Annotated in this window: 11 protein-coding genes and 1 pseudogene; all 12 read right to left on the bottom strand. The window is 61.8% G+C overall.

Features of this window, described 5'->3' with window-relative positions:
- Positions 1-451 precede the first annotated feature (451 nt).
- Positions 452-1,324: an NAD-dependent epimerase/dehydratase family protein gene (locus QZY44_RS30325; protein WP_295456500.1), complete on the bottom strand. Its 873-nt coding sequence runs from the start codon at positions 1,322-1,324 to the stop codon at positions 452-454.
- 232 nt (positions 1,325-1,556) lie between these two features.
- Positions 1,557-1,718 carry a hypothetical protein gene (locus tag QZY44_RS30320; RefSeq protein ID WP_295456499.1) on the bottom strand — a complete coding sequence of 54 codons (162 nt, stop codon included), beginning with the start codon at positions 1,716-1,718 and terminating at the stop codon, positions 1,557-1,559.
- Between the two features lie 203 nt (positions 1,719-1,921).
- Positions 1,922-2,245, bottom strand: coding sequence for a hypothetical protein (locus QZY44_RS30315; RefSeq protein ID WP_295456498.1), 324 nt, complete (start codon positions 2,243-2,245; stop codon positions 1,922-1,924).
- Positions 2,203-2,442 carry a hypothetical protein gene (locus QZY44_RS30310; RefSeq protein ID WP_295456496.1) on the bottom strand — a complete coding sequence of 80 codons (240 nt, stop codon included), beginning with the start codon at positions 2,440-2,442 and terminating at the stop codon, positions 2,203-2,205. Before QZY44_RS30310 ends, QZY44_RS30315 begins: the two co-directional genes overlap by 43 nt.
- 962 nt (positions 2,443-3,404) lie before the next feature.
- On the bottom strand, positions 3,405-3,893 hold the full coding sequence (locus QZY44_RS30305) for a DUF29 domain-containing protein (RefSeq protein WP_295456494.1): 489 nt from the start codon (positions 3,891-3,893) through the stop codon (positions 3,405-3,407).
- A gap of 334 nt (positions 3,894-4,227) precedes the next feature.
- Entirely contained in the window at positions 4,228-4,560 is a 333-nt protein-coding gene (locus QZY44_RS30300) for a DUF4351 domain-containing protein (protein WP_295456492.1), read from the bottom strand.
- A 406-nt stretch (positions 4,561-4,966) separates the two neighbouring features.
- Entirely contained in the window at positions 4,967-6,373 is a 1,407-nt protein-coding gene (locus QZY44_RS30295) for an O-antigen ligase family protein (RefSeq protein ID WP_295456489.1), read from the bottom strand.
- Complete coding sequence (locus QZY44_RS30290) at positions 6,370-7,026, bottom strand: hypothetical protein (protein ID WP_295456487.1); 657 nt, start codon at positions 7,024-7,026, stop codon at positions 6,370-6,372. Before QZY44_RS30290 ends, QZY44_RS30295 begins: the two co-directional genes overlap by 4 nt.
- A gap of 150 nt (positions 7,027-7,176) precedes the next feature.
- Entirely contained in the window at positions 7,177-9,450 is a 2,274-nt protein-coding gene (locus QZY44_RS30285; protein ID WP_295456485.1) for a polysaccharide biosynthesis tyrosine autokinase, read from the bottom strand.
- Positions 9,451-9,539: 89 nt separating this feature from the next.
- Positions 9,540-10,073: a polysaccharide biosynthesis/export family protein gene (locus tag QZY44_RS30280; RefSeq protein WP_295456483.1), complete on the bottom strand. Its 534-nt coding sequence runs from the start codon at positions 10,071-10,073 to the stop codon at positions 9,540-9,542.
- A 76-nt stretch (positions 10,074-10,149) separates the two neighbouring features.
- A complete protein-coding gene (locus QZY44_RS30275; RefSeq protein WP_295456481.1) occupies positions 10,150-11,343 on the bottom strand; it encodes an outer membrane beta-barrel protein in 1,194 nt (397 codons plus the stop codon).
- A 63-nt stretch (positions 11,344-11,406) separates the two neighbouring features.
- A pseudogene (locus QZY44_RS30270) lies at positions 11,407-12,249 on the bottom strand (hypothetical protein); the annotation flags it as partial.

The following is a 12,249-nucleotide window of genomic DNA, read 5'->3' as shown; positions in this document are numbered from 1 at the left end:
CGAGGCCATGATCCGTGAGTACATCAAAAACCAAGAGCAGGAGGATACGCGCCTCGAACAGCTCAACCTCTGGGGCTGAGTCGCCGCCTTTAGGCGGCCCAAGAACCGCGGGGCCGCGTTAGCGACCCCGTAGCCGCTTCGAGCGGCTCACGAATGAAAGCCCCTGGCTTTGCCGGGGGATGGTTACTTTCACTAATACCAGAATGGCCCATAGACGCTTGCTGGGCACCGATGCAGATCTTGCTGCGCTAAAACCAAACTACTGGTAATTAAATCACGGCAGCGCGCGCCACGGATCGAGGTAGCCGTGGCCGAAGCAACGAGTTGGCTGTTCGAGGGCTTGATCGCAGCCCTCGTATTCATGTCATTACAGGGATCCGCTCATGGGCTGCTCGACTCGGGGCAACTCAAGAAATTTGATATACCAAGGCGCGGCCCTATTGATGCCAGCCTACAGGTCAAATACCGGCGCATAGTCCAGAAGCCGCCGCGCCTTGCCGATGTCGGCCTGCGAGTGGCGCACGTCACCTGCGCGGAAGTCACGGTAAATCGGCAACCTGTCGGAACACACGCCGTTATCGGCCAGCGCCTGACGCAGTGCCTGGATAAGCTGGTTCAAGCTGGTACACCCACCAACGGCCACGTTGTGGACTTCATTCTGGGCGGCTTCGTCCGTGGCAATAGCAGAGAGCAGATTGGCTTGCACTGCGTTCTCCACATAACAGAAGTCACGGCTGGTTTCACCGTCCCCGTTAATAAAGATATCGTCGCCCTGAATCATCGCTGCCGTCCATTTGGGGATCACTGCCGCGTAGGCGCCGTTAGGGTCCTGGCGCCGGCCAAAGACGTTGAAGTAGCGCAGGCCAATGGCAGCAAAACCGTAGCTGCGCGCGAACACGTCGACGTACAGCTCATTCACATACTTGGTGACGGCGTAAGGCGACAGGGGCTTGCCAATGACATCCTCCACCTTTGGCAGTCCGGGGTGGTCGCCATAGGTGAAACTGCTGGCAGCGTAGATGAAACTCTTGACCTCAGCGTCACGCGCGGCGACCAGCAGGTGGAGAAATCTATCAATATTGGTAGCGTTGCTGGTGATCGGGTCGGCAAGACTGCGCGGCACCGAGCCGAGGGCTGCTTGGTGCAATACAAAGTCAACGCTGGCGCAAGCTTGGCGGCAATCATCAAGGCAGCGAATATCGCCATTGATGAAGTGGAAACGGGCCCATTGCTCAATGGCAACAAGAGTTTTCACTTCGTCCAGGTTGCGCTGATGACCGGTGGCAAAGTTGTCAAGGCCGATGACCGTTTGATCAAGTTTCAGCAGGATTTCGAGAAGGTTGGAGCCGATGAACCCAGAGACGCCAGTGATGAGCTAGGTTCGCGGCTTGGCCGCGAGACTGATCTTGATTTCTTCGTATTTCGACATTAGGGGTGCGGCAGTATTGTGATTTATGGTTATCAGATCACATGATCAAAAATTTCCAACCAGATTGCCCTCCTTGACACTGGGGCCAGACATCCCGCCGGCACGATGGAGGGCATGCTAGTCAGGCTCATACGATGTGCTCGGCCGGTTCGCGGTAACGCCCGCGGGTGTCGACAATCAAACGGCCATGAGCCTTGATCAGGTCGTAGTCGAAGCGGTCGTGGTCGGTGGCGAGCAGGACGCAGTCGGCGGCTGCGAGTATCTCAGCGGGCAGAGCAACGGATTCCAAGTCAGCAGTTTACCAAGATTCCCGGCGGGTTACCCGCCGCGACTAAACCGGAATCTCACATGAGAGGCGTATAGCCAATGACAGCCGGGCGCGAAAATAGCCACGGTCACTCAGCTCTTGCTCGGTCACGACATCGATCGCGATGATCGCGGCAGAGGTGGCCAGTCGGGTTCTGACCTCGTCGAGGTAGCCCCTGACGTCGATCACGCCGCCTTGATTTCCAAGAGTTGCAGGCGTTGACGCAGGCTTTCAGCCATGTCGCAAAACGCGCTCCACTCAAAAAAATCGGCTCCATCACCCAATTCGCCGGCACGAAATCGCTGCGCGAAGTCGCCGGAAGACATCTGATATTCCTGTTCAAATGCGACCAGCCGGACCTCGATTGCAGTGAGTTCCTGGCGGGCTTGTGCGTTTTCCAACGCAATGATCTTCTGCAATGTTCGATCAACCACATCGCTGTGATAGCCCTGACGATAGATCACTGTCAATCGCTGCAATCTATCCAGGGTACTGGTTTGAGTAGACATGAATCATTTACTCCAGCACTTCGGCAGCACTGACCGGTGTTGAGCGTGTCCACCTTGGACTGGTCCATGTCGAGGCCGAGGACGCGATAGCCGACTTCGGCGAAGCGCAATATCAGCGGCAGGCCGACGTAGCCGGGGCCGGGGCCGAGGATGCCGATGAGGGCTTGTTTGTCGTTGAGGCGGGTCAGGAGGTCCATTGAGAGAGTCTTCAGGTCGGCGGAGGTCTTGTCGGTCGTCTCTCGGTCTCTGGCCGATCGGACACGCTACCGCCCTACCATGCCATGGGGTATAGGGGGGCGTTGGACTAACGGCCATGCCTGCAGGGCCAGCCACCCCAGATGATGAAAGTCTCCGTGGGAGCGGCTTCAGCCGCGACGAGGCCACGGCAGCTTGGGAGGTCGCGTCGCAGCTGAAGCCGCTCCCACCGGGTCCCTGGCTGACTGTAACAGTAAGTCTTGAGTCGCATGCCGCACTGTTCAGCGCCTGAACTAAGGGAGGGCATGAGACCATAGCTGCTGACCCAAGAGCAAATCTGCGGCGGTGGTTCGGATGCCGGGATCATGATCAACGAGTCTTCGTCGCCAGCCACCCGGCAGTGCGGGCCTATGACACGCCCCTTCAGGGCTGATCTACTGATACGCATCACCCAGGGCGTTGCCCTGGGCTGGGATGTGGCGCCCCTACGGGACTTAGGGCTTGCGCGGGTCGGGAGGTCACCGTGTCGACCTTAGATCATCATCGCGACCACCCTCCCCCGTCAGCGTGGGTCGCCCTGAAGGGCGACCTACACCGGCCGGTGGCCGGAACCGTCTTCATCGTCGTTCCGGCCACCGCGGCAGGTTCGTCGGACGTCAGGCCACCCGACTGGGAGCGCCGCACCCCAGTGAGGCTGGGCAAGTATTCCCTGTAGGTTGGGCTGAGGAACGAAGCCCAACGTGCGACCGGAGTGTCCATCAGGCTCAAATGTGCCGTCCAGTCGCCGCTCCAGACCCTTGCTCGTCAGGGAGCGAAAGCGATACTCACCAAGCAGTCGTTGACCGCCGGTCAGTACCCGGAACCGCTCGGCACCCGCGGACCGGAACAGATAGATTGGATGGTCGGCTTTCATCTCTTGCGCTAGCCGGTTCGTCAGTCGCTCTTGGTCTCTTGAGCCGCTGAATCAAGACCGGCTGGTTGGCGCATGCGATCCGGGATAATAGCTTTTGTCGAGTAAGTCTTCAAGCGTATAAGGGCAGTCACTGGGGAAGGTATCCAGCGCCAGACCGGTTTCATCGCTAGCCAATTGCATCGCGTCGGCATAGGCCGCGGTGATCGCCTCCGGCAGTAACGTTTTGAGACCAAGTGACTGTTTCAACAGCTTGGCAAGACGCATACGTTGTTCGATGATCGTCTCGCGCCAACTATCACCCTTAAATTCGCGCCAACGTGCCGACAACATTGCGTATTGGTATTCCCATTTCAACAAATGAGCGAGCAGAATCAAGAGCCGGCTTTCCAACTCTCGGCGGTCGCTCTTGCTCATATCGCTGAGTTCTTCCAACAAATGCTCGAGGTCCAGTTCGGCGTAGCGGCCGGCGCGCAGGAGTTCGGCGTGCCGCAGTGCCCAGGCAGAATAATCGGTCTGATAGAGTGTGCTGAGTTCACTCATGTCGTCGTCCTCGCATGCCCGAGCGGCCATGATCGTGGTTCCGGTCGCTGGTGCTCACGGCGCAGAGCGCCTGACACCTGCCCGCCACCGCTGGAGAGACTGGTCAAGTAGTCGGCGGATTGCAAGGCCCCGCCATTCTGCGGTTAGAACGGGGCCTGCGGATGTCAGATTATCAGCCAGTTAAGCACCCGCCCTGGTCTGGCGTACCGTCCAGGGCCTAGAGTCCAGGGCCTGGATTCCGGCGTCCCGGCCGGAATGACGCGTCGCGACTGGCCTGAGCGATGACTAAGGCTGGTAGCACGACAACCACCCTCTCGCCAGCAGGCCAGCGGCCTCAATGCGCCGCCAACCAGGCGGTCAGGTCCGCCGCGTCGGAAAAATCGAGCAGAGCTTCGCCGAGAGCCTCCAGATCCTCGAACGGCAGGTCGGTAATGCGCGTCTGTTGGGGCTTCGGCACTGTACCGATGCGCCGTCGCAATTGTCGCAGCGCCAGATTCGCCTCGCGCTGGCGGCCCTCTTGGCGGCCTTTAGCCTCGCCTTCGGCAAAGATCGATTGAGAGGCACGGGTCTCTTGGATGGGCGCATGGGCCGGGCCCCGACTTGGGCGCGGAGCTCCCAGCCGGCTGACTTGATGGCAGAACTGCCTTGATGGCCAGATTATGATCAAGGCTTCCGGGGGAAATCCGGTCGATGGGTCTCAGACACGCTACCGCCATACCGTGACATAGACGGTACAGGGCTTTGGGGCCATCTGCGAGCAGGCCTTGACGTAATCCCGGCCACTTCGAAAACTGCGAGGCCGTTGGTCCGCGCAGCGGACCCTAAGGATCGCGACCCGACCGCAGGTCTCGCTGTGCGGACCGATCACGGCTGGCCAGGGTGATGATCAAGGCCTGCGAGCACCTGGCGGCACCCTGCGTTCAACTGGTAAACGCAACTGTATCAAATCATGGATAGGGGGACGGGGTCAATGCCGGTGACCACGACGGCTGCGCCACGCTTGACGCCCCAGGCGTTACCACCCTGAAGGCAGAACCCTATTTTGCCGGCAGTAGCGCTCACAGTGGTCGGTACTAAGCCTCGCTATCCGGGTCGCGCTCACCGACCCGAGCGATGCGGGCGTGGTGATGGTTGGCCAAGACGGCGATGGCGCAAAGTGTGACGAAGGTCGCAGCATTGGCCGGGATTTGAAGATTGAAGTCTGACAGTGAGTGAATCCCGATCGCCAGGATGCCGATGCCGGCCCCCAGCCCAACGCCGCTGCGGTAGAGCGAGTCGCGCCGCCACAGGGCCTTGAGCGCCATCGCGAATGACCAGAGTACGAAAAGGGCCAAGGGGGTCAGACCGATCAGACCGAACTCGATAGCGAATTCCAGAACATCGTTGTGCGCGTGATCGAAATGGCTGCGAATATCCGGACCGGGAAAGCGAGGAAAGCTGGTCTCGAAGGCGCCTGCGCCAAAGCCGATAAACGGCCGCTCACGCAATTGAGGCAGCGCATAGCGCACGATGTCATCGCGATCGACATTCTCGTGCCGAACGACTTGGCCGTTGACCACCTGGTCCTCGAATTGGGTTTCCAACAGCCGGTCTTCGAGTTTATCCAGCCCGAAAAACTGGCTGATGATGAGGAGGTCAATCAGCAACAGGCTGACGAGAATCAGGCCGTTGCGCAATCGGTGTTGGCGGTGGACCAGGGTGAAGAGCCCACCGAGCAGGATCAGGCCGGTGAAGAAAGCGGAATTGCCCATGCGCGAGTGACTCATAACCAGGGCGATCACCATGATAGCCAGTGCCAGACGGATGCGCATCTTGGGTCCGATGAGTAGGTCCGGCAGCGCAAGCCAACTGAAGGGACGCCCATCACGCAGGGCCATCAACAGGCCCAGACCGCAGGCCAGTGTCATTTCCAGATAACCGGCCAGATGGTTGCGGTTGACAAAGGTTCCGGTGACGTCACCCTGCCCAGTCTCTTTCGGGCCAAACGCCAGCCAATCGATGTGGGAGAGCGTCATCAATGAGCCATAGAAGGCCTGCAACAGGCCGCTGATGGTGAGTACCGCCAGCAGGAGCGTGACACGCCGGCGCGTGTAGAAGAGTCCGGTGATCAATAGAAAGAGTAGCGTATAGCCACACCCCAGGATCAGGTCACGACAGGTGGCGCCGGTATCGACGCTGATCCCCGCCAACCACTGCGCGGCGACCCACGCCTGGGCCGCCACCAAGAGGGCGAACAGGGGAAGCGCGGCCCGCAAAGTGCTGATGCGGCACGCAGCGCGGGAGCGCAGCAGCCGGATAGACCAAATGGCAGAGGCCAGGGCGACGATGAAGACGAACAGCGCGCTCGACCACTCCCGATGGCTGGCGAGCGGTAGCGGCAGCCAGATCAGCAGGCTCAGAACGACGATGACAAGTGCCCGCTCCAGCGACAGACCAGCGCTCAGGTTCCCCTGCGCACCGGCTGCCTCATCAGTGATCACGAACCGCATATCCGGTGCATCCGTTTGATCTCATCGGGCAGCGCCACACAGACGACCAGGGTCATGCCCCTGCCTTTGGCCAGACCCAGCAACCAGTGGGCGTCCTCGGCGCTCCCGGCAGCGACCCGCCGGGCGGACTCCAGGGTGAGCGCACGGGTCGTCACATCGAGCGATCCCCAGGCGATCAGGCCAATCTCCACGATGCGCCGGTTGATGTCAGGGCGCCAGGGTCCCAAGGCGTGGGCCTGATGCAGGGAGGCACGAAAGCCCGCGTCGCGCTCCCCCAGGTCGAGCTTGGCATAGGCGATCTGGGTCCACGCCCGGGGCCAGAGAGGGGTCGCGGCCACGGCCGCGCGATACGCGGCCAGGGCGGCTTGCCGACTCGGTGCCGCAAGCAGGTCGCCGAATGGGCGGCCACGATAGCGCCAGGAATGGACCAGTCCGAGCCGTTCCTGATAGGCCCCGTTGGCCGCCGGAAACAGCGCGATGGCCGAGGTCGCGGCTTGCCGGGCGACTTCCCAGGCCGGCGGCGAGGGTGCGCCGCCCTGCGCAAACCAATCATCAAGGAAGGTCTGGGTCTGGCCGGCGAACAGGGCCGCCAGCAGCAGGCGCGCGGCCATCCAGGCGAGGATCAATGAGGTGAACAAAAGCACCAATGCGGCGGGTCTCCGCCAGCGGACGCCGCTCTTGCACGGTCGCGCCGCGGGTTGCATGCATTCGTCGGCCTTGACCATATTCAGGCCACCGGATTTACGCAACCCGTCGCGGCCGGGGGGCCGCTCCTACGGGTCTTTTGGTGTAACTCAGGCCCGCGTCTCCTTGCTATAACCATAGTAATCATAATAGCCGCCGTAACCGCCATAGGCATAGCGGCCGCTGCCGTAACCATAGCCATACTTGGTGGCTTTGCGCACATTCACCTGGTTGAGCACCACCCCGGCCAGTGGTGCATTCAGTTGCTGGAGCTGCTTGATGCCCTTGGCGATGATGGGAAAGGGTGTAGCCTCCGACTTGATGACGAAGATGACGGTGCTCGCATAGGTCGCGAGCACGAGGGCATCACTCACCACCTGGACCGGCGGGGTATCGATGACGATCCGGTCATAGCGCTCGGCGAGTTCGCCGAGCAGTTGGACAAAGCGCTGGGTGGAGAGCAGTTCCAGCGGGTTGGGCGGCAGGGTGCCGCACCCCAGGAGGTCGATCGTGCCCACCGACCGGACGGCATCGGTCAATTCCGCCGTCCCGGCCACGACATTGGCAAGCCCCGGGGTACCGGCCGGCAGCTCGAAGAGTTTCTTGAAGGTGGGACGGCGCATATCGGCCTCGATCAACAGCACCTTATCCACCTGCCCGAGGGAGAATGCGAGATTGCAGGCGAGCGAGGTCTTACCCTCGCCCGGCACGGACGAGGTGACGACGATGATCTTGTGGGGGTTGTCGAGTCCGGAGAGGACCACACCGGTGCGGATACTGCGCACCGATTCGGAAAATGCCTTGTCGGTATCGTCCAGATAGAGATTGGCCATACGGATGCGTTCGTTCTTTTTCTGCAGCGGCAGAATACCCAGGGTCGGCAGGTGGAGCCGAGCCTCCACCGCGGCCGGGCCGTGGACCCGGTTGTCGAGTTGCTCGCGCAGCAGCGCCAGTCCGATGCCGGCCAGCAGCGCCAGCAGGCCGGCGATGGCGATGATCTGGCCCTTCTTGGGCCGCACCGGCGCCTTCGGCACGATGGCCCGATCGACGATGCGGGCATTGGCGGCCTGGAGGTCGGAAACGGCCGAGGTCTCCTTGAGCCGGGTCATGAACGTATCATAGAGCGTGCGATTACTCTCGACCTCACGCTGGAGTTCGCGAAATGTAAACTCTTTGCGCTTGATATCCTGGATTTCCGACTTGTTCTGTTGGAAAGAGCCGCGCACCGATGCCTCATTGGCGATCGCCAATTGGTAACTACGCTCGATACCGCCCACCACCTGTTCGACCTGGTTGCGCAGATTGACCTGGGCGGACTCCAGATCGGTACGCGCGGCGGCCATGGCGGGATGCTTGGGACCGTAGCGGCGCGAAAGCTCCTCGACCTTGGCGCGGGCACGGGCCTCCTCCGCCCGAAACTGTCGCACCATCGAATCGGCCGCCACCACCGGGACCGCGGCCAGGCGCTCCCATCCGGCGCCCTTCATGCGTTCGATCTGCTTGTACTGGTTTTCCACCGACGCCAATTCGCGGCGCAACTCGACCATCCGGGTGCCGACCTGGGTCAACTCTTGCCCCGAGAGTGTCGTCACCCCCTCCAGGTCGACCAGGTTTTCCTTCTCACGATATTGTTGCAGGCGTTGTTCGGAGGCCTGCAGGTTGGCTTTGAGCTCGGCCACCCGGTTGGTCATCCAAGACGCCGCCGCCTGGTTCAGGCCGAGTCTGGCCTCGAATTGGCTGTCGATATACCCCTGGGCGAGTGCATTGGCCGCTTGAGCGGCCATGACCGAACTGGCCATTTCAACGCCGATGGTGGCCAGTTGTGTGCCGCGCTTGGGTGCCACCGTGACGCGACTCATGAATGCGCTCACGACCGCTTCGAAGACCTTGTCCTCCGCGGGGACCTCCGGTTCGCGCAAATCGGCGGGCCTGGTGGTCGGCAGGAACCGCTGGATCAGCGAGACATTCAGCCAATCCGGCCACTTCAACGCCGGTGCTGGCCGTTGGCGGGGGTCGAATTCGGGACGCTCATTCAGCTTGAGGTCGCGCACCACGCGTTCGGCCAGCGAGCGCGACCGGATGAGTTCGAACTGGGTTTGCAGATAGTCGTTCGAGCCGGCCTCGGCACCATAGACCTGCTTGATGGACACCACCTGGCTGGTGGACGGCTCAATGAGCAGTGTCGCCGTCGACTGGTAGATGGGTGTCTGCGAATAGACCACCAGGGTCGTCACCATGACCGTCAGCAGGGCGAGCAACAGGATGGAGACTTTGTGCCGATAAACGGCATACCAAATCCTCAGCAAGTCGATACCGTCGTCCTCCCCCGGGGGGGCCGGGCGTAACCGTTCAGCCCCCGCTTGGTGCAGACCTTCCGGAGCCATCCCCCCCGGCACAGCAGGGTTCGGGCGGGAAGATTGAGCCGTCAATTCAGGACGTGCCACTGGCGGACGGACTGGTTCCGGATCGATATTCAGAAGAAACTCTCCTCAATGGTCACGATGTCGCCGGGATAGACCAGGGAATCGAGCGTCACCCGCACCGGTTCGCCACCGGTATCGCCCTCGCGAATCACGCTGATCTTGCTCTCTGAGGCGCGCTCGGTCTTGCCCCCGGCCAGGGCGATGGCCTTGCGCACCGTCAACCCCGACTGATAAGGATAGCCCCCGGGCGACTTGACCTCGCCATTAACATAAAATTCGCGGTAAGTGGTCACATTGATGGTAACCCGCGGATTAACCAGGTAGCCATCCGCCAGACCGCGGGTGATCACTTGACTCAATTCCTGGGGGGTGCGGCCGCCGGCACGGACCTCACCGAGAAAGGGGTACGGAAGGGTGCCGGCATCGGTGATACGCACGGCATCGAAGCTCAGGTCTGACTCACCAAAGACCTTGATGCTGATAACGTCACCTGAGCCGAGCTTGTAACCGGACTCCAAACCGGGGGCCGCCAGGCCGCTGCTGCATAGCAGCACCAACAGCAGGTAGCCGAAGATCTTGGTCATGATGGGGCAACCCGTGATGACTGAGAGTGAGTGGTCGGCATCCTGGCCGCCAGACGACAGGGAGCTTGATAGCGGGTCACAGACTGAAGATGAAGTTCAGAAAAAACCAGTTGCGGTCATAGCCTGCCTGACCGACGTTCGACACGAGTTGCCTGAAGTTGGCCTCCAGTTCCACATCGACCCAGCGGCGCAGATTATAGGTTGCCCGCAGGCCCAGTTGGTTGGTTTTGTCGGCGCGTCCGTTATAGCTTCCGCCCTGATATTTTTGGTCCATGTAGCTCACGAAGACCTGCGACTTGAACCGTTTCACCCACTGATGGTTCCATGCCAACCGATACAGCTGCGTATCGATATAACTTTCGTAGAGGCCACCTTCGCCGACATAACTACTAGCTGAAAAAGTGAATTCGGCGCGCTCGGTGGGCGTCCAGGTAATCGCGGCATCCGCGGATGGGTAGCCGACGGTGCCGGTGGTGCCGGAGCGAAATGTTTTCTGCTGGTAACCGAGCTTCAGGGTACCCCGGGTCTTGGCGGTGCCCTGCCAGGTGACACCGGCCAGGTACTTGAGGCTATAGCTGTCGAGGGTGCTGGCGGACCAGGTGTAGTCGAACTGGTTATAGTCAATCTCGGCCAGCAAGCGCGTCTTTGGAGCAATACGATAATATAGGGTGGCAGTCACTCCCGGGCTATTGTAATCCTGGGCAATGTTCATGGAGCCGGAATGCAGGTTATTCAGGTACCTCATCCATTTATAGTTGGCGCCGACCTCCAGCTGTGCCTTCGAGGTCTGCGCCCCGAAGCCATAGAGAGCACCGACCTGAAAGGTATTGTAAATGTTGCCGCCCTCATTGTACTGGCGGTTGGTGAGGTTTTGGATATCCTGGATGTGATCGAAACCAGCCGTGAGATCGAGGCGGTGGCGAGCGGCAAATTCCAGGTGCGAACTGGCCAGGAGGTGATGATCGATGCGATCACCCACACCGCCGGAGGCGACGAAGTCGTAAGCGCCACGGTAGCTCAGCTCGTAGCGATTGGCCCGCTCCCGGGCGCGGAACAGCAGGGTGGGCGTCACGCGGGTGACGGCCGAGGTGATTTCCTGCCCCTTCGGTGCCTGCTGCGCGTTGTCATCATAACCTTGGGCCAGCCCGACAGTCGGGATGAACTCCACTGGACCGAGCTTGACCGGCATTGGGTCCACGGCCAGTGCGTCAGCGGCGGCCAAGGTGCCCAAGACGGCCAGCGCAACACGGACAGCTAAATCGGTAGTCATGGGTCATCCTCCACAATCAGACTCAAGGCAAGCCGCTCAACGTTAAGGACCTGGCTTCGTCAGTCAGGATTGAGAGGTAAGGTTCTGATTGGTATTGTTGTTTTGGGTGGTCCCGCCGGTGCCTCCTTGGTTGACTTGCTGGACGGTCTGCGCGGCAGCCTGTTGGATCGCCCCGGCCTGCAGGGGCGCCGCGGCGACGGCCGCGTTGGTGATGGCCGTCGCCTGCTCGGGTGCGGCGGCGACGGCCGCGCTGGTGATAGCCGCCGCCTGTTCGGGCGCCGCGGTCGCGGCCGCGGTGGTGATGGCCGCTGCCTGCAAAGGCACAACGGTCACGGCCGCGGTGGTAATGGCCCCCGCCTGAGCGGGCGCCGCCGTCACCGCCGCGGTCGTGATGGCCGCCGCCTGCGCAGGCACAACAGTGACGGCCGCGGTGGTGATGGCCCCCGCCTGCGCGGGCGCCGCCGTCACCGCCGCGGTCGTGATGGCTGCCGCCTGCGCCGGCACAACGGTGACTGCCGCGGTGGTGATGGCACCCGCCTGAGTCGGCGCACCGGTCACCGCGCCCGTCGTGATGGCCGCTGCCTGTGCGGGCACGGCGGTGACGGCGGCGGTAGTGATCGCCACCGCCAACTGCGGCGAGGCGATGACGGCCGCAGCGATGGCGTTGGAGATAGCGGTCGCAAGCGCCGCGGAACCGGCTGCGGCGCTACCAATCGCCTGGACCGCCGCCGCAGAGAGCGTGACGCCAGCGGGCAAGGCCGCTTGCAGCGCCGCCAGGGTGGCCGGTCCGCTCAGCCCGAGCGGGGCGAAAGGCGTGGTACCCGTCGTGGGGGTCGTCGTGGTGGGGGTCGTGGGGGTCGTGGGGGTCGTGGGGGTCGTGGGGGTCGTGGGGGTCGTGGGGGTCGT

Origin of the sequence: uncultured Thiodictyon sp., from assembly GCA_903837595.1 — a bacterium.
GTDB lineage: Bacteria > Pseudomonadota > Gammaproteobacteria > Chromatiales > Chromatiaceae > Thiodictyon.
This window is presented reverse-complemented; position numbering and strand designations above follow the sequence as displayed.

Coding starts and splice junctions, on each gene's coding strand:
- QZY44_RS30285 (WP_295456485.1), bottom strand. CDS start 9,450: ATGGCTCCGGAAGGTCTGCACCAAGCGGGGGCTGAACGGTTACGCCCG.
- QZY44_RS30280 (WP_295456483.1), bottom strand. CDS start 10,073: ATGACCAAGATCTTCGGCTACCTGCTGTTGGTGCTGCTATGCAGCAGC.
- QZY44_RS30310 (WP_295456496.1), bottom strand. CDS start 2,442: ATGGACCTCCTGACCCGCCTCAACGACAAACAAGCCCTCATCGGCATC.
- QZY44_RS30315 (WP_295456498.1), bottom strand. CDS start 2,245: ATGTCTACTCAAACCAGTACCCTGGATAGATTGCAGCGATTGACAGTG.
- QZY44_RS30275 (WP_295456481.1), bottom strand. CDS start 11,343: ATGACTACCGATTTAGCTGTCCGTGTTGCGCTGGCCGTCTTGGGCACC.
- QZY44_RS30305 (WP_295456494.1), bottom strand. CDS start 3,893: ATGAGTGAACTCAGCACACTCTATCAGACCGATTATTCTGCCTGGGCA.